A 17,494-nucleotide genomic window follows, 5' to 3' on the forward strand; every position below is an offset into this window, starting at 1 on the left:
CCGTAATGGCCCTGATCAATGGCGACGTGTCGGCCGAGAGGGGCGAATCACACACGTTGCATTCTCACTATAGCAGATCGACTCGCGCGCCGCTCGGCCCCCGACGGAGCACATCGCCGGGGGCCGCTCTCGTCGCAGGTTCTCAGTGCGCGGGAGGCGTGCCGCCGGCACCACCGCCGGCTCCCCCACCCCCGGACGGCGCAGAGCCCGCCGTCGGCGTCGTCGTGGTGTCGACGCGGACGACGAGGGTCGCCGTGTACCCGCTCGACACATCTCCCGTCACGGTGGCCAGCTGCGAGGCGCCCGAGTCGTCTCCGAACACGTTGTCGCTCGCGAGAGTCACCTGTGCGAGGTTCTGCGCCGATCCGTCGTAGGCGGACTCCCGGTAGACCTCGGTGCTCGACGACGCGGGCATCGCCATCTGCGAGGTCGCGATGGCGTTCGCAGAGTCGTCGATCGAGCCGACATCGGGGTAGACCTCGAAGTGGATGTGCGGCCAGCGTCCCGAGTAGCAGCCGGGGTAGACGGACGTGAAGGAGACCTTCCCGTCGGCATCCGCCACCTGCACGCCGCGCAGGTACGTGACGTCCTCGAGTCCTTCCGAGTACATCGAGTACTCGCCCTGCGCCGTGCAATGCCAGGCGTAGACCGCGACGCCCTCGAAGGGCTTGTCGCCGTTCGCCATGTCGAGCACCTGGAACTCGAACGTCAGCGGAACGCCCTCCGCGGTGGCCGAACCGTCGATCGAGGTCCTGATGTCCTGCCGCACGATGCCGGACTCCTCCAGAACATCGGGGCCGTTCGAGCCGTCGCCGGGGTACGGCCCCGCCGTCTCGTCGGGGATCTCCCCACTCGACGTCCCGGTCGTCGCCGAGTCGCCTCCGGTCCCGGTCGTCGCGGTGGTCGAGCTCGACACGGCCGGGGCGCACGCCGCGAGCACGACCGCGCCCACGCCGATCCCTGCGAGGCCGAGCACGCCGCGGCGGCTGATCAGAGTGCGGATGTCGAACGGCGCCCCCTGATCGACGACCTCCTCGTCTGGATGATCGAGCAGGCGCCCTTCGTAGGCGGGGCCGTTCGGGGTCGGTGTCGGCTCGGGGATACGGCTCATGATCTGGCTCCTCTCGTGCGCACGGCTGGTGTGCAGTCACCAGGTTCGCGGAGGAGTCGAGCAGGACCCTTTGCCTCTTCTATGCGAAATCTATGAACGCGCGACGGGAGGCCGGAGCACGAGGGTGACCACGATCCCCACCATGACGACGGCGGTGATGGCGACCGACGTGGGGAGCACCGCGTCGATCAGCACCAGCGCGGCGCCGATCGGGACGACCGTGTTGACGACACGATCGGCGTTGTCGCGGATGGCGACCCACCACACGCCGAGCAGGAAGACCGCGATCGGGATGGACACCGTGAGCGAGGCGGCGATCGCCGACAGGTGGCTCTCGTGGGTGAGCACGCCGAGCTGCACCTCGATACCCGCCGAGAACGCCGCGGCCGCGGCGAAGACGAAGTAATGGGTGTACCCGTACCGCAGGGAGCTCCGGAAGGACGTGATGGCGCGGTGGTGAGGCGGCCAGAAGTAGATCCACCACAGGGATGCCGTCACCACGAGCGTCAGCACCGAGATGCCGATCAGCGGCCCGAGGGCGTCGACCTCGTCGATCGCCGTGATGATCGCGTTCGCGGAGGCGAGCAGGCTCTCGCCGAGCACGATGAGGGTGAACAGTCCGTAGCGCTCGGTGATGTGGTGCGGGTGCCACGGCGTCTGATGCCGGTACTCGGCGAAGACGGGGACGCAGATCTCGATGAGGGCGAAGGCGATGAAGGCGATGAGCTGCAGCGGCCCGCTCGGGATGAGCAGGAAGAGGATCCAGAGGACCTGCACCGCCCCGATCCCCACCGCGTACCGGACGGTGGCGGTGCGCAGCGGCCCCTCGCTCGATCGGCTGGCGCGCAGCCACTGCGCGATCATCGCGAACCGCATCACGATGTAGCCGATCACGGGGACGGTGAAGTTGCCGGCGAAGGCCTGCGGGATGCCGGCGGCCAGGATCAGCACGCCGCCCATCTGGACGATCGTCGTGACGCGGTACAGCCAGTCGTCGGTGTCGAACGAGGTGGCGAACCACGTGAAGTTCATCCACGCCCACCAGATCGCGAAGAACACCATCGCGTAGGAGGTGATGCCGTGCGCGAACTCGCCGTGGGCGAGAGCCTCGTGGAGCTGGAACGACGCCCCGCTCACGGCGACGACGAACACGAGATCGAAGAAGAGCTCCAGCGAGCTGGCGGCGCGATGCGGCTGGGCCGGGTCTCGCGGAAGCATCCGGCTGAGGCGGAATCGCGGTGCGGAGGTGGCGGTCACCGGGTCAGAATAGCGGGCTGAATTCGCACCATAGCGCGTGTTCTGGAATATCGGTTCATCCACTCGTGTGAAATACCTTCCCTCCGCCACCTCCATCCGCTAGAGTGATGTGGTCTGCAGTTCCTGCTGCATGCGAACCCGTGTGGGACGGTGTTCGCGAATCGTGACGTGGGGTCACGATGATCCAGCAGGCCCGAGGGGTCGGGTTGCAGACGCAATGCCGCGAGCGTGGGGTTCGCGGTCTGGGGAACTACTGGGGAAACTATGTCGCACTGGGGATTTCTGCGTACATTCAAGGCTCACGAGGCCTCGGCATGACGTCCGTCGAAGATGCTGTGAGCATCACTCGTACGGGTTCCGTCTTCCTGCCGGTCGCCGCTCCGCGGGCCACCAAGGCGGTCTCACGCACGGTGGTCACACCGCGCGCTTCCGCCACACTCGAGCGACGCCGCCAGTGGGAGCGTCGCTACCGGATGCGACTGCGGATCACGGATGCGGCTGTCATCCTGTTCGCGGTCGGTGTCACAGCAGCGATCCAGCTGATGACCGGCGCCGCGGGGGAAGAGGCCCTGCGTGACGGCATCCTTCTGGGTACGCTCTGGTATCTGACGCTCAGCGTGCTGCACACTCGGGATGCAGCCCTGTTCCGCGCCAGCGCCACCGAGTACCGCGGCGTCGCGAACGCCAGCGGTCTCGCATTCGGGATCATCGCGATGATCGGCGTGCTGCTCGCGTGGCAGCACATGCAGCTCGTCCTGCTCGTCGGACTTCCGGTCGGGCTGCTCGCGCTGCTGATCACGCGTTGGGCGTGGCGCCACTGGCTGGTCGCACAGCGCGTGCACGGCCGGTTCGCCTCGCGCACGCTGGTCGTCGGCAACAGGGACGACGTCGAGTACGTCGTGCGCACCCTGCACCCGATCGGCGCCTCCGGCTACCAGGTCGTCGGTGCCACACTCCTCGACGGCAACGCGCGTGACGTCGAGGTCGACGGGACCCTGTTCCCCGTACTCGGCAACGTGAACACGGTCGCGACCGTGGCCGCAGAGCTCGGGGCCGACACGATCATCGTGGCGAGCCGTCCCGACGGAGACCCCGAGTTCGTCAAGCAGTTGAGCTGGCAGCTGGAGGGCACGGCCTCAGAGCTCGTGCTCTCCAGCCGCCTGACGGACGTCGCGGGCCCCCGCATCTCCTTCGCCCCCGTCGAGGGGCTGCCCCTGATCCAGGTGCAGATCCCGAGCTACGAGGGCGGCCGCCACGTGCTCAAGCGCGCTCTCGACGTCACGGTCGCGACTCTCGCGCTGATCCCGATCGGGCTCGTGTCTCTCGTGCTCGTGCCGCTGATCAAGCTCGACTCTCCCGGACCCGCGCTGTTCTTCCAGGAGCGCGTCGGCCGCGACGGCCGTCGCTTCAAGATCGTGAAGTTCCGCTCCATGAAGACGGATGCCGAGCAGCAGCTCGCCGCTCTCAAGGCGCGGAACGAAGGCGCCGGCCTGCTCTTCAAGATGAAGGACGACCCCCGGGTCACCCGCGTCGGCAAGATCCTGCGCAAGCTGTCGCTCGACGAGCTTCCGCAGTTCTGGAACGTGCTCGTCGGCGACATGAGCGTCGTCGGCCCGCGTCCCCCGCTGCCCAGCGAGGTCACCGCGTACGACGGCACGGTCTTCCGCCGCCTCTACATCAAGCCCGGCATCACCGGCCTCTGGCAGGTCTCCGGACGCAGCGACCTGTCGTGGGACGAGAGCGTCCGCCTCGACCTGCGCTACGTCGAGAACTGGTCCGTGATGAACGACCTGCAGATCATGTGGCGCACCGCCAAGGTCATGGTGCAGCCGAGCGGGGCATACTGAGACGCATGAGCAAGGGGAACGCCCTCACCATTGCGATGGTGGGGACACGAGGGGTGCCCGCAGCATACGGCGGATTCGAGACCGCGGTCGAGGAGGTCGGCAGACGACTCGCCGACCGCGGTCACGACGTCGTCGTGTACACGCGCGGCTCGGCGAGCCGTGAGAAGGAGTATCTCGGGATGCGGGTGGTTCACCTCCCCGCCGTCCCGGTGAAGCAGGTCGAGACGCTCAGCCACACCGGGCTGTCGACGCTGCACCTGATGTTCCGACGCCGGCCCGACGCCGCGTTCGTCTTCAACGCGGCGAACTCGCCCTTCCTCCCCTTCCTGCGGCTGCGTCGCGTGCCGACCGCGCTGCACATGGACGGGCTGGAGTGGCGGCGCTCGAAGTGGGGGCCGCGCGGCAAGGCGTATTACCGGTGGGCCGAGCAGTTCGGCGTCCGCAAGGGCGACGCTCTCATCGCCGATGCCCCGGGCATCGCCGACTACTACGCTCACCAGTTCCAGGTCCCGACGGAGATGATCCGCTACGGGGCGCCGATCCTCGACGAGGTCGCCGAGGGGCGCGTCGAGGAGCTGGGTCTGAAGCCCGGGGGCTATCACCTCATCGTGGCGCGCTTCGAGCCCGAGAACCACGTGCTCGAGATCGTCGAGGGCTACCGCCGCAGCACCGCGACGCTTCCGCTCGTCGTCGTCGGCTCCGCGCCGTACAGCAGCGAGTACACGCAGAGGATCCAGCAGGCCGCGGCGGGCGATGATCGCATCCGCCTGGTCGGCGGCGTGTACGACCAGGAGCTGCTCGACGCCCTCTACTTCCACGCTCTCACCTACGACCACGGCCACTCGGTCGGAGGCACGAACCCCTCCCTGCTGCGCGCCATGGGCGCCGGCACCGCGGTCATCGCCTTCGACGTGCCCTTCAACCGCGAGGTCCTCGACGGAGACGGGTGGTTCTTCTCCACCCCGGCCGACGCCGCGGCCGCCTTCGAAGAGGCCGAAGCCGACATCCAGGCCACGCGCGAGTCCGGTGAACGCGCCAAGGAGCGGGCTCGGGTCGCGTTCCGCTGGGACGACGTCGCCGACGCCTACGAAGACCTCGCGCGCAGGATCGCGGCAGGGCAGAGCGTGCACCGCGTCGCGCGGCGAGCACGCCGTCGGGCGGAGGAATGGTGACCGCGAAGAGGACCGTGCTCGTCGCCCACCCCGGCGCCGAGATGTTCGGCTCCGACCGGATGCTCCTCGAGAGCGTGATCGGGTTCGTCGAGTCGGGGGCGCGTGTCGTCGTCGCCCTGCCCAGCCGTGGGCTGCTCGACGTCGCACTCCGCGAGGCGGGCGCCGAGGTGGTCATCATCCCCATGCTCGTGCTGCGCAAGGTCCTGCTCACGCCCAAGGGGCTCCCGCGACTGTTCCGCGACATGTTCCGCGGGCTCGGCGCGGCGTGGCGACTCATCGGGAGCATCCGCCCCGACGCCGTCTACGTCTCGACCATCATCATCCCGCAGTGGCCGATCATCGCGCGGCTGCGTCGCACCCGCTCCGTGAGTCACGTGCACGAGGCGGAGGCGTCGGGCAACCGCATCGTGAACGCGCTGCTGTATCTGCCGCACCTGGCCTCTCAGCGCACACTCGTCAACAGCCGTTTCAGTCTCGACACCATCCGACAGGCCCTTCCTGCCCTCGCCCGGCGTGCGGCGGTCGTCTACAACGGAGTGAGCTCCCCCGACGATCCCACCCCGGCGCGAAAGACGGTCGACGGGGCGCTGCGCGTCCTCTACGTCGGACGTCTCTCGCCGCGTAAGGGCCCCGACCTCATCGTGGATGCGGCGTCGGTGCTCCGCTCTCGGGGCGTCGACGCCTCCGTCACCCTGCTCGGAGCCGTCTTCGACGGATACGAGTGGTACGAGCAGCAACTGCGCGAGCAGGCCGAGAGCACGGGAGTCGATGTGGACTTCGCGGGCTTCCACCCCGATGTGTGGCCGTTCCTCGCCGACGCCGACGTGCTCATCGTGCCCTCGCGCGTCGACGAGCCGTTCGGCAACACGGCGGTCGAGGGCATCCTCGCGCTGCGTCCGGTGATCGCCAGCGACAGCAGCGGCCTTCGCGAAGCGGCCGGTGGGTACCCGACCGCGCAGCTCGTCGTCCCCGACGACGCCGGGGCGATCGCCGACGCACTGATCCGCGTCCGCGACGAGTGGGAGCGAATGGTGGACGAGACGCCGGAGTCCCGCGCGGAGGCGCTGCGCCGCCACGCACCGGCGATCTACCGCTCGGCCGTCGCCGACGCTGTCATCGCCGACTGAACCGATGACGTCGCAGCCGCAGACTCGCGAGTCGACCCGCGTCCGCATCGGCTGGATGGATGCCGTGCGGGGCACCGCCATCCTCCTGCTGCTGATCTGGCACGCCAGCGCCGTCCCTGTGCTCTACGGCCAGGAGATGCCCGAGCTCGTCCGCACGGTGAACGAGTTCTTCCTCCCGTACCGGATGCCGACCCTCATGTTCCTGTCGGGGATGCTCCTGCCGAGGTCGATCAGCAAGCCCGCGGGGAAGTACTTCGCAGGGAAGTTCGCGATGGTCCTGTGGCCCTACCTGGTCTGGGTCACGATCGCCATGGTGACATTCCTCGACGAGGGCGCGCCGTGGTGGCACTGGCGCGCCTGGTACGCCACCTCGTACCTGTGGTTCCTGTTCTTCATCGCCGTCTATTACCTGGCGGCCCCGGCGCTGCGCCGCCTGCCGGCATGGGCGCCGGTGGCGGTCGCCGCCGTGGCGGGCCTCCTCCTGCCGCAGGGCAGCACCGAGCAGCGGCTGGCCTACTTCGCGGTCTTCTTCTTCGCCGGCAACTGGCTCGCCCAGCATCCCGATGCGCTGAAGCTCGTCACGCATCGCTGGGCGGCCCTGATCGCGGCGGTGCCCGTCGTGCTCTTCGGAGTGGCCTCGTGCATCTGGCCCGAACAGCTGCAGTACGCCGTCTGGGGCGCGCCCGCCAGCATCGCGGGCACGGTGCTGCTGGCGGCGATCTTCTCGCACCTCACCCGCGGCGGGGAGGGCGTGCGCCTGCTGCAGTTCCTCGGGCGCTCCTCGATCGTCTACTACGTCAGCCACTTCCCGGTCATGGCGGTCCTGTCGATCTGGCTGGCCGGATCGATCGACGGGATGCTGCTCGCGCTGATCAACCTCGTCGCCGCCGCCGCGATCGGCACGGTGCTCGCCGTCTTAAAGAAGCGGGCCCCGATCCGCTGGCTCTTCGAGGCCCCACGACCGCTCCGTCACGCGATCGAGCGGCTGATCACCAGGATCAGCCGCTCGACACGATGAGTTCGGCGCGGAGCGCCCGGGTCAGCGCGGCTGAGCCCCGAGCAGCTTCGCCCCCGACGGCAGGCGCGTCTCCGCGGCGATCGCCGTGGGGATCGTCTGCGCGATCGACGTAACCGCCGGCGCCGCAGCGGCCAATGCAGCCGGAGCCGCAGGGACCACCAGCTGATACTCGTCGTCGACGACGGATCCTCCTTCGACGAGCATCGAGTGCGTGTCCTGCCCGGTGGCCGTGCTGAACGCCTTCAGCGTGTTGGTCACCGCGGGATCACCCGCGGATCCCCGCGACCAGATGCCGAACCACACGGGGGCGGTGACGGCGGGTCGGGAGTAGAGGTTGCCGTCGCTGCGAGCCACGAGCTGACCTCCGGTGAACTCCTTCGAACGGTCCTCGACGCAGATCAGGCAGTTGCCTCCGGCATCCCCCACCACGTTGTTGACGATCACGGTGTTGCGTGTGATCCACGGCACCGTCGGGTCGGGGTTCGGCTGCCGCGGGTCGTGACCCGCGGCGCTCGTGTCGGATGCGCGGCGCTTGTCCTGGATGATCGCGATGTTGCGCTGATTGCCGACCGCGGTGTTGTTCCAGATCTGGACGTTGCCGGTGTCGATGATGTAGATGCCGTTCAACGCGTTATCGGACACGATGTTGTCGGCGATGACCGCCTTCTCCGAGAGCTCGAAAACCAGCCCGTTGCCGGTGTTGCCCACGACGTCGTTGCCCGTGAAGGTGATGTCGTAGACGGACTCGTCGAACCAGGGGCCCTGACCGAGGTTGTCGAGGAACGCACTGTCCTTCACCTCGATGTCGCGGGACCTCGTGACCTTGAACGCCCCCGACACCGGCGCCCGGTTGAACTGCTGAGCGTTGTTCCCCACCGACAGCAGGTGGTTCACCCGCAGCCCGTCTGCGGTCGATGCGCCCGCACCGAGCAGACCGTTGCCGAGCACGGAGACGCGGGTGAAGGTCGATCGCGGAGACCAGGTGTAGAGGCCGGTGGTCGAGTTGTCGCGGATCGTGACATCGGAGACCGTGACATCGGCGGCCGCGATGACGACCGTTCCCATCTGGGGCACGCTGGTCGCATAGCGCCTGACGCCGATGCCGCGGAGGACCGTGCCCGCCGAGCGGATCGACAGCGCCTGCGTCAGCGTGCTGGCCTCGACGGGCTTGCCCGACGGGTCCGTTCCCATGATCAGCTGCGAGCTGGCCTTGTCGACGTAGAACGTGCCGGCCTTCACCTGCGCACGCGTCGCGACCTCGGTGAGCTGCACCCCGCCGACCCAGAGCTGGTCGGGATGCGCCGCCATCGGGTACTGCGGGTTCACGAACTGCCACCCCGCCGACGTGCCGTCCGGAGCGCCCTTGGTGTAGGTCGGGCTCGCGTCGAGCCTGACGGTCCAGCCGTCCTTGACCCAGACGCCGCCCTCGGCACGCCAGCCGGTCACGGCCTCGGCGCCGTCGAGCCAGACCTCGTCACCCGGGGCCGGCTGGATCGTCACGCGCTTCTGCGGCGGGACGAGCACCTCTTCGTGGTACGAGCCCTTGTGCACGACGATCGTGCCGCCGCTGGGCACCTTGCGCAGCGCCGCGGTGATGGTCTGCATCGGCTGCGACGCCGTGCCGCTGTTGGCGTCGGACCCCGTGCGGGCCACGTGCACCGCGGTCGCAGGCGCGGAGAAGGAGAAGGATCCGGGGGCTGCCGCACCGGCGTCACCCCGCGGGAAGGGCCCGTCGGGGTTCGGGTTCGTCGGAACCTCGGGCTCCGTGGGCTCCGTCGGCTCGGTAGGCTGCTCGGTACCGGCCTTGGCCGCGCGCACGGCGATCGACTCGATCGCGACCTGCGGAGTGCTGCCGCCGCTCGCCGAGTACAGCGCGATGCCGATGCGGCCGCCGTCCTTGACGCGCGCTGCCGAGGCGTCCGTCGCCGACACGTTCCACGCTGCGGGCTCGGCACCGGCCACCGGCCATGCCTTGCCCGAGAGGGTGACGGTCGCGGTGCCGGTCGTCTGGAAGGCGATCCGCAGCTCATCGCCGGCCGCCACCTTGCCCTCGAGACGGGCGGAGGCGAGCACCTCGGCGCTGACGAGCTTCTGCAGCCGGACCAGCTGCAGCTCGGAGCTTCCGTCGGGCATGACCCGCAGGCGGACGGCGTAGGAGGAGTCACCCACGACGCGGTTCGCCACGCTCAGGTAGATTCCCGAGCCCGCGGTCGGCAGGGCGCGGATGCCGATGTCGGCGGTGACGCGAGAGTCGGCGGCGACCGCGGCCGCAAGGGTCGCGGTGGACGAACGCCCGGCCGCAGGGCTGGAGATGACTCCGGCATCGCCATCGACGCTGAGGACGGCCGCGCCGGACGCGGTCCACGCCCCGCCCAGATCAGCCGAGCCCCATCCGGTGCCGTTCGTGCGATCGAACTGGTCGCAGGCGAGGTCGCCGTCGGCGCAGCCCTTGCTCGTGCCCGTATCGGGGAGGGCGCCAGGGGTCGCCGTGACGTCCTGGATCAGGACGGGCGCCACCGCGCCCCCGGTGGAGGCGTACTCGCTCCACGCGAGTCCGCCCGCGGCAGTGATGCGGGTCGCCGAGGAGTCGGACGCCTTCACCTGCCAGTCGGGGCGGGTCTCCCCCGTCGCCCAGGCGCGCGCCCGAAGCTGGACGGGGTTCGTGCCGACGGCGACGACCTCGACCGAGAAGCCGCTGCCCACCGCGTCGCCCAGGGCGATCGTCTTGCCCGACAGCACGGTCGCCGTGAACCCGGAGAACGACACGAGCTCGAGCTCGGTGCGCCCGTCGCCGAGGAGGCGCAGCCGGGCCGCATACGAGCGATCGCCGGAGTCGCGCACGTGGGTGCTCAGGTACACGCCGCTCGACGCGGGGAGCTCCGGCACGGATGCCGTCGTCACCAGGTCGACGTCGGCGGCGGTCGTCGCGTTCCAGCGGACCATCCCGGTGCGCCCGGCCGCCGGGGCCGCCAGTGAGGCTGCTCCCTCGGACACGCTCGTGACGGAGGAGGCGGATGCCGTGTAGGCGCCGCCCGCGGGTGCGGTGCCCCAGCCGGAGGCCGAGGTGCGGTCCATGGTGTCGGTGAGGATCGTCCCCGTTGTCGCCGCGTCAGCGCGGGACGTGCCCGTCAGCATCGCGGCGAGCGCGGTGATGACGACGAGGAAGGCGAGGATGCCGTGCGATGCGCGCGCACGACGGAGTCTGGATGGGATGGAAGTCACGTATGAACCGTTCTGTATGCAACAAGACACACCCGTCGCTAACGACAGATGCCCCCATCCGCAGAACAGGGTAGCAGGACTAGCTTGAAGACTTCTCCTGCGCGTAATACGTGGTGCGGCTGCGCGGGAGGCGCACCTTGTTCAGGACGATGCCGATGATGGGCGCGCCCGACCCTTCGAGCGTGCGGATCGTCGCCGCCAGCTGGGGCCTGCTGGTCTTCGATGCGTCGACCACGATGACGACGCCGTCCACGAGAGGCGCGACGAGGTTCGTGTCGGCCACCGTGAGCGCCGGAGGGGAGTCGATCACCACGACATCGTGCCCCTCGCTGGCGGCGCCGAGGACCTCGGCGAACGCGTGGGAGGTGAGCACGGATGCCGAGTTCGGGGGCACCTCGCCGGAGAGCAGCAGATCGGGTCCGCCCTCGCGCCACGGGATCACCGCTTCGCTGAGCTCGGCGGAGCCGAGGACGACCGATGTGAGCCCGACGGCGGCGTCGAGCCCGAAGATCTCGCCGATGCGCGGGCGTCGGAGATCGGCGTCGATCAGCAGGGTGTTCTCGCCGAGATCGGCGAGGGTGAGGGCGAGGTTCGCCGAGAAGGTCGACTTGCCCTCGGCGGGGGACGCCGACGTGATCAGGAGTCGGCGCGACTGCCCGTCGATGTTGGCGAACGCCAGCGACGCCTGCACCCGCCGGAAGTCCTCCGCGATGTGGCTGCGCGGCTCGCGCACCACGATCAGCCCGGCATCCGTCCCCCGCTTGGTGCGGGTGATCGAGCCGAGATAGGGCAGGTCCGTCACGCGGGCGAGCGCCGCCTCGTTGCGCACGCGGGTGTCGGCGATCGTCGCGATGAAGGCGGAGAGGATGCCGAGGACGAGACCGAGGACGGCGGCGAGCCCGGCATCCTTGCTCTTGTTGGGCAGCGACTGGAACTGCGGGACCACCGCCTCGTCGATGACGGACGGGATGATCGTCGGCTTCTGGTCGACGCCCTTGGCCACGATCGTCTTCACCGCGCTGGACAGCTCCTCGGAGATCGCGTTGGCGATGTCGGTCGCGCGCTGGGCGCCGGTCGACGTCACCTGCACGCTGAGGATCGTGGTGTCCTGTGGGATCGTGATCGCGATGCTGCGGACGAGCTCCTTGGGCGTGATGTCGAGCCCGAGCTCGTCGATGACCGGGGCGAGCACACGCGACGACGTCGCGAGCTGCGCGAAGGAGAGCATCTGCGACTGGGTGTAGGTCGAGCCCTGGTTGAGATCGGTGCCCGTCGTGCCCTGGTTCATCGCGAAGTACAGCGTCGCCGTCGACTGGTACTGCGGCGTCGTCGTCGCCGAGATGCCGTACCCGACGGCTCCCCCGATGATGGCCATGCCGATGATGACGTACCAGAACTTGCGAATCGCAGACCATGCGCTGGCGAGCGACCAACCCGTCGCGTCAGCTTTCATCCGTGCCCCTCCAGTGCCGGCAAGCGTCGCCTCCCCATGTGACGACGTCGCCGAGCGAACGCGGCGCGTTCTCATGGTAGCCGACCGCCTGCGCGAACCCTGAGGATACGGGGCTCGTGATGCTAGGATGAGCCTGCTCAGCCGTATCCTCGTACGGCGCGCTGAGCATTCATCTGGGGAGATGTGCGGTCGTCATGACCGCGTCTGAAGGGCAGCGGCCCGATCGCGAACGGGGCGCGTCGGGGTCGAGGGGGTTTACGTGCGCGTTCTCATCGCATGGGCGAACGATTCCAGCGTCAATCTGGGAGTCCGCGCGCTCGCGCGCGGGTCCGAGGATCTGGTCAGATCGGTCTGGCCCGACGCGGAGTTCACCTATCTCAACTACGGGCGGCGGCAGCCCGAGGTTCCGTGGAGTCCGCGCGCCCTGGTGCGCGAGCGGGTCACGGGGCGCCTCGGCATGCAGCGCTGGCTCCGCGGCTTCGACCTCGTGTGGGACACCCGCTCGGGCGACAGCTTCGCCGACATCTACGGCCTCACCCGGCACACGACGATGTCGCTGCTGCACGAGTTCGCTGCCCAGGCCGGCGTCCCGTCGGTCATGGCGCCGCAGACCATCGGCCCGTTCCACACCCGCCGCGGCCGCGCTCTCGCCCGCCGCAACCTGCGCCGCAGCCGCCTGGTCTTCGCCCGCGACATCGTCAGCGCGAACGCTTCCGCCCAGCTGGGGCGCCCCGTCGCCGCGGTCACGAGCGATCTCGTGTTCGGCATCGACCAGCCGACGCCGTCGGAGACGAAGCGCGACGTGCTGCTGAACGTGTCCGGCCTGCTGTGGAACGACAACCCGCACGTCGACGCCCCGCACTATCGCGACGCCATCCGCCGCATCATCGACGAGCTGCTGGCGGCCGGCCGATCGGTCACGATCTTCCCGCACGTGCTCGACTCGCAGAGCCACGACAACGACGTGCCGGTGAGCCGCGAGCTCGCCGCCGAGTACGACGGACGGGTCGACCTCGTCGTGCCCGCCGACCTCGAGGACGCGCGGTCGATCATCGCGGCGAGCGAGCTCGTCATCGGTGCCCGCATGCACGCCTGCCTCAACGCGCTCTCCACCGGCACACCGGCGATCGCGATGGCCTACTCGCGCAAGTTCGCACCGCTGATGGATGCCGTCGGCTGGACCCGCGTCGTCTCGATCACCGAGAACGGCGACTGGGCGGGCGAGGTGCTCGCACACGCCGCGGCCCCCGATCTGCGCAGCGGCGCAGAAGAGGCCCGCGACAGGGGTCGCGCCCTGCTCGAGCCCCTGGTGGCCGGCCTGAAGCAGTCGCTGTGACCGCGCTGCAGGAGCGCATCGCCGATGTGCTGACCCGCGACGCGTGCTCGGGGTGCGGCCTGTGCCCGCGACTCGATCCCGGCGTCAGCATGCGCCTCGACGACCGCGGCTACCTGCGCCCGACGTACGAGGCGGAGTCGGCGCCGATCGACGGAGCGGCCGAGGTGTTCGACCGCTCATGCCCCGGCATGCGCATCACCGCTCCCGCCGCCCCTGATGGAGCCGAGCACGATGCCCTGCTCGGTCCGAACGTCGGCCTCTGGCAGGCCTGGGCGACAGACGACGACATCCGGCGCGCCGGCAGCAGCGGCGGCGCGCTCACGGCGCTGCACGCCTGGCTGCTCGACACCGGCCGGGCCGCCCGCATCACCGGAGCCGCCGCGGAGCGCACCTCCCCGCGGCGCACGGTGCCCGTGACGATCACGACGCGCGAGCAGGCCCTCGCCGCCGCGGGCTCCCGCTACGCCCCCGTCGGCGCCCTGGAGAACCCCGACGTGTTCCGCACCGACAGCGCGGTCGCGGCGAAGCCCTGCGAGGTGGCGGCGCTGCGCGCCGCGGCGCCGCAGCTCGTCGACGGAGAGGCGCCGCTGCTGCTGTCGTTCTTCTGCGCCGGCACCCCGAGCCAGAAGGCCACCGAGTCGCTGCTCACCGAGCTCGGCATCTCCCCCGAGCAGCCCGTCGATGCGCTGCGCTATCGCGGCAACGGCTGGCCCGGCCGCTTCACCGCTCGCAGCGGCGATCTCGAGGTCTCCGCCGACTACGACGAGTCCTGGGGCAGAGTTCTCGGGCCCACCACGCAGTGGCGCTGCAAGATCTGCCCCGACGGCGTCGGACAGGCCGCCGATATCGTGTGCGCCGACTCCTGGGAGACCGACGAACGGGGATACCCGACCTTCGCCGAGGGAGACGGCATCAGCGCCCTCGTCGCCCGCACGCCGCGCGGACGGGACGTGATCCTCGCCGCCGTCGACGCCGGAGTCATCGCCGTGCGTCCGCTCCCCGGCGCGCACCTGCGCGACGCCCAGCCTCTGCAGACAGCCCGTCGGCAGTTCCTCTTCGCCCGCCTGCTCGGCTCGCGCCTCGCCGGTCGACGCCCTCCGCGCTACCGCGGCTTCGACCTGATCCGCCTGACCGCCGCGCGGCCCCGCGAGGCGATCCGGGTGCTGCGCGGGACGTTCCGCCGGGTGCGCGCGGCCCAGAGGTACTGATGGCCTCGTCCCTCGCGCACTCCGCAGCCCGCGGCGCCTACTTCACCCTCGCCGCGCAGGCCGCGAGGATCATCCTGCAGCTGCTGTCCGTCGTGGTGCTGGCGAGGATCCTCTCTCCGCACGACTACGGCCTGCTGGCGATCGTCCTGGTCGTCGTCGGCCTCGGCGAGATCTTCCGCGACTTCGGCCTCACCTCGGCATCCATCCAGGCGCCCGAGCTGTCCACCGGCCAGCGCGACAACCTGTTCTGGATCAACGCGGCGATCGGCGTGGTGCTCACCGCGATCATGTTCTCGCTGTCGTGGGCGATCGGCGCCGTGACCGGCGAGCCCGAGCTCGTGGGCATCTCGCAGTGGCTGTCGCTGACGTTCCTGCTGAACGGACTCGCCACGCAGCACAGGGCCAACCTGATGCGCGATCTCAAGCTGCGTCCCCTCGCCGTCATCGACGTCGCGTCGTCGGCCATCGCCCTCGCGGTCGCGATCGTCGCAGCGGTCGCCGGCATGGGCTACTGGTCCCTGGTGATCCAGCAGCTCGTCACCGGCATCATCCTGCTCGTCGGCGTCGTCGCGGCCGGCCGCTGGCTGCCGCGTCCGTACTCGCGATCGCATCCGGTCAAGCAGCTGGTGAACTTCGGATGGACGCTGGTCGCGACCAACCTGATCGGCTACGCCGCGCGTCAGATCGACACGGTCATGATCAGCTTCCGGTTCGGCACGGCCCCTCTGGGTCTCTACAACCGCGCCTTCCAGCTGATCATGACGCCTCTGACGCAGGTGCGCTCCCCGCTGCAGTCGGTGGCCCTGCCGGTGCTGTCGCGCGTGCAGCAGGACCAGCCGCGCTTCGAGACCTATGTGACGGCCGCGCAGCTCGCACTGGGCTTCCTGTTCGGCATCCCGGTGGCGATCGTCGCCGGCCTCGCCGAGCCTGCCGTCGACATCATGCTCGGCAGCCGGTGGGCGGAGGCCGCCCCGATGCTGCGCATGTTCGCGATCGCCGGCATCCTGACCACCGTCTCGTTCGTGGGGTACTGGGTGTACCTCGCGCGCGGCCTTGGTGCCGACCTGCTCCGCTACACGATCGTCACCGCCCTCATCAAGGTGGTGTGCATCGTGATCGGCTCGTTCTTCGGCGTCCTCGGCGTCGCCATCGCCTTCGCCGTGCATCCCGCGATCGCGTGGCCCATCTCGCTCGCCTGGCTCTCCCGGATCACGCCGATGCCGCGACGGCAGCTGTACCAGGGCGCCGGGCGCATCATCGCCGTCTCGCTGGCCGCCGGACTCGCCGCCTGGGGCGCCGCGCAGGCCCTCACGGCGACGAACGCCTGGGTGCAGCTCGGAGTGGGTCTCGTGGCCGGTCTCGCGATCTCCGCGGCCGCCCTCGCGATCCCTGTCTACCGTCGCGACGCGAAGACGCTGTCCTCGTTCGTGCGGCTCATGCTGAAGAGGGACGGCAGCGCGGCCTGATCATCGGCCGCATCGGCATCCCTCCCCTGCTGAGCCCACGCGACGGCGAGGCCGGCGAGGAACCACAGGTACGCGCCTGCCTGCGTGATGAGCGCGACGGCGAAGATCGCGGGCAGCTGGGAGGCCACGGCGATCGACGGCGGCGACGCCTTGCCGGGGCGGAGGATGTACGCCGCGGCGAACACGAGCGCGGCGATCAGGAGCAGTGACGGGATCCACCCGAACCGCAGTGCGAACACGAGGAACGCGTTGTCGACCGACTTCGCGTAGGCGCCGAGATACTCGCCTCCGACGGTGAGTCCGCTCCAGTCGCCCGCGCTGCCGAACAGCTGCACCTGCGACACGAGCGAGAACAGTCCGGAACGGTAGTCGGCGCTGCCGCCCGCCTCATCGCCCGCCTCGAGGAAGATCTCCCCGACGAAGGGGATGATGATGATCGCGGCGACCACTCCGAGAGCCGCCACCGACCAGCGCATCGCGCGATCGAGCCCGGGGAGCAGCAGCACCGAGAGCACGACGGTGAAGGCGAGGGTCAGCATGCCGATGCGGCTGATGGTCGTGACCGTCGCCGCAGTGACGATGCCGAGCGCGACCAGCCGGACCGCGACCGGCCATCGGGCGGCGACGATGAAGGCGGACGACATCGCGAAGGCCGCGCCCATCGCGATCGAATGGCCCCAGGCGCCCTCGACTCGCAGCCGATCGGCACGGATCTGCAGGCCACCCCAGCTGGCGTAGAGGTCAGCCCCCATCGCGGGAAGCGACACGAAGATGTTCGTGCCGGTGGCGAACTCGATGAGCCCGAGCACGGCCGCCACCGTCACGACGGTGGCGAGCACCGCAGTGACGAACGAGCGCTTCACGCGCGACAGCACCAGTCGACCCCAGATGTACGGCAGCACCCACTCGAGCAGAGCGATCACGGTGGCCGAGAGTCCGGTCATCTTGAGGGCGAACTGCGTCGCCGCCATCAGCGTGAACATCCCCATGATGAGGTCTATCCCGTTGAGGCGGATGTCGGAGATGTTGGTCAGCACCGCGACGAGGGTGAGCAGGGTGATCGCCGACCAGAAGAAGCCGACGTTGACGCCGATCCACACGGGCACGAAGAAGAGGACGAGAGCCCAGACCACGAAGGTGAGACGCGGGCTGGCCCGGAACAGCAGGATGCCGATCACGCCCACGCCAGCGGCGATCGCCGCGAGCAGGAGGGTGCTCCCGTTCACGACGATCGCCGCATCAGCTGTTCGGACATCAGCACGAGCCTATGGCACGTG

Annotated in this window: 12 protein-coding genes; 7 read left to right on the forward strand and 5 right to left on the reverse strand. The window is 69.6% G+C overall.

The genetic code is table 11. The annotated features are described in order from the left end of the window. Window positions 1-142: 142 nt before the first annotated feature. A complete protein-coding gene (locus ACFVRO_RS01380) occupies window positions 143-1,111 on the reverse strand; it encodes an intradiol ring-cleavage dioxygenase (protein ID WP_386948436.1) in 969 nt (322 codons plus the stop codon). Between the two features lie 90 nt (window positions 1,112-1,201). Continuing rightward, window positions 1,202-2,368 carry a low temperature requirement protein A gene (locus ACFVRO_RS01385; RefSeq protein WP_386948439.1) on the reverse strand — a complete coding sequence of 389 codons (1,167 nt, stop codon included), beginning with the start codon at window positions 2,366-2,368 and terminating at the stop codon, window positions 1,202-1,204. A 314-nt stretch (window positions 2,369-2,682) separates the two neighbouring features. On the opposite strand from ACFVRO_RS01385, the gene ACFVRO_RS01390 reads away from it, so the two are divergent. The 4 genes from ACFVRO_RS01390 to ACFVRO_RS01405 are packed head-to-tail and all read left to right on the forward strand — an operon-like array spanning window position 2,683 to window position 7,532. Next, window positions 2,683-4,215, forward strand: a complete 1,533-nt coding sequence (locus ACFVRO_RS01390; RefSeq protein ID WP_386948442.1) for a sugar transferase — start codon at window positions 2,683-2,685, stop codon at window positions 4,213-4,215. A 5-nt stretch (window positions 4,216-4,220) separates the two neighbouring features. After that, entirely contained in the window at window positions 4,221-5,387 is a 1,167-nt protein-coding gene (locus ACFVRO_RS01395) for a DUF1972 domain-containing protein (protein ID WP_386948445.1), read from the forward strand. Then, window positions 5,381-6,514 (forward strand): glycosyltransferase, encoded by a 1,134-nt coding sequence (locus ACFVRO_RS01400; RefSeq protein ID WP_386948448.1) that lies wholly within the window; start codon window positions 5,381-5,383, stop codon window positions 6,512-6,514. The genes ACFVRO_RS01395 and ACFVRO_RS01400 overlap by 7 nt, the downstream gene beginning before the upstream one ends. A gap of 4 nt (window positions 6,515-6,518) precedes the next feature. Next, the gene (locus ACFVRO_RS01405) at window positions 6,519-7,532 is read left to right on the forward strand and encodes an acyltransferase family protein (protein ID WP_386948450.1); all 1,014 of its coding nucleotides are present in this window, start codon (window positions 6,519-6,521) and stop codon (window positions 7,530-7,532) included. A gap of 21 nt (window positions 7,533-7,553) precedes the next feature. Here ACFVRO_RS01405 and ACFVRO_RS01410 read toward each other — a convergent pair whose 3' ends face one another. Further along, entirely contained in the window at window positions 7,554-10,754 is a 3,201-nt protein-coding gene (locus tag ACFVRO_RS01410) for a right-handed parallel beta-helix repeat-containing protein (RefSeq protein ID WP_386948453.1), read from the reverse strand. 79 nt (window positions 10,755-10,833) lie between these two features. Then, the gene (locus ACFVRO_RS01415) at window positions 10,834-12,207 is read right to left on the reverse strand and encodes a polysaccharide biosynthesis tyrosine autokinase (protein WP_386948456.1); all 1,374 of its coding nucleotides are present in this window, start codon (window positions 12,205-12,207) and stop codon (window positions 10,834-10,836) included. 259 nt (window positions 12,208-12,466) lie between these two features. Between ACFVRO_RS01415 and ACFVRO_RS01420 the strand changes: the two genes are divergently transcribed. Genes ACFVRO_RS01420 through ACFVRO_RS01430 form a run of 3 tightly spaced genes read left to right on the forward strand, consistent with a single transcriptional unit; the run spans window position 12,467 to window position 16,217 of the window. Further along, complete coding sequence (locus ACFVRO_RS01420; protein ID WP_386948459.1) at window positions 12,467-13,543, forward strand: polysaccharide pyruvyl transferase family protein; 1,077 nt, start codon at window positions 12,467-12,469, stop codon at window positions 13,541-13,543. After that, the gene (locus tag ACFVRO_RS01425) at window positions 13,540-14,751 is read left to right on the forward strand and encodes a Coenzyme F420 hydrogenase/dehydrogenase, beta subunit C-terminal domain (RefSeq protein WP_386948462.1); all 1,212 of its coding nucleotides are present in this window, start codon (window positions 13,540-13,542) and stop codon (window positions 14,749-14,751) included. Before ACFVRO_RS01420 ends, ACFVRO_RS01425 begins: the two co-directional genes overlap by 4 nt. Continuing rightward, window positions 14,751-16,217 (forward strand): lipopolysaccharide biosynthesis protein, encoded by a 1,467-nt coding sequence (locus ACFVRO_RS01430; protein ID WP_105673938.1) that lies wholly within the window; start codon window positions 14,751-14,753, stop codon window positions 16,215-16,217. The genes ACFVRO_RS01425 and ACFVRO_RS01430 overlap by 1 nt, the downstream gene beginning before the upstream one ends. Here ACFVRO_RS01430 and ACFVRO_RS01435 read toward each other — a convergent pair. Then, the gene (locus ACFVRO_RS01435) at window positions 16,145-17,443 is read right to left on the reverse strand and encodes a hypothetical protein (RefSeq protein ID WP_386948464.1); all 1,299 of its coding nucleotides are present in this window, start codon (window positions 17,441-17,443) and stop codon (window positions 16,145-16,147) included. The two genes, ACFVRO_RS01430 and ACFVRO_RS01435, sit on opposite strands and share 73 nt — an antisense overlap. Window positions 17,444-17,494: the final 51 nt, after the last annotated feature.

Origin of the sequence: Microbacterium sp. NPDC057944 (assembly GCF_042887445.1) — a bacterium.
Classification (GTDB): domain Bacteria; phylum Actinomycetota; class Actinomycetes; order Actinomycetales; family Microbacteriaceae; genus Microbacterium; species Microbacterium natoriense.

Excerpts from the sequence above, each read along its gene's own strand:
- ACFVRO_RS01430 (WP_105673938.1), top strand. The coding sequence starts at position 14,751 with ATGGCCTCGTCCCTCGCGCACTCCGCAGCCCGCGGCGCCTACTTCACC.
- ACFVRO_RS01395 (WP_386948445.1), top strand. The coding sequence starts at position 4,221 with ATGAGCAAGGGGAACGCCCTCACCATTGCGATGGTGGGGACACGAGGG.
- ACFVRO_RS01400 (WP_386948448.1), top strand. The coding sequence starts at position 5,381 with ATGGTGACCGCGAAGAGGACCGTGCTCGTCGCCCACCCCGGCGCCGAG.
- ACFVRO_RS01380 (WP_386948436.1), bottom strand. The coding sequence starts at position 1,111 with ATGAGCCGTATCCCCGAGCCGACACCGACCCCGAACGGCCCCGCCTAC.
- ACFVRO_RS01415 (WP_386948456.1), bottom strand. The coding sequence starts at position 12,207 with ATGAAAGCTGACGCGACGGGTTGGTCGCTCGCCAGCGCATGGTCTGCG.
- ACFVRO_RS01390 (WP_386948442.1), top strand. The coding sequence starts at position 2,683 with ATGACGTCCGTCGAAGATGCTGTGAGCATCACTCGTACGGGTTCCGTC.
- ACFVRO_RS01405 (WP_386948450.1), top strand. The coding sequence starts at position 6,519 with ATGACGTCGCAGCCGCAGACTCGCGAGTCGACCCGCGTCCGCATCGGC.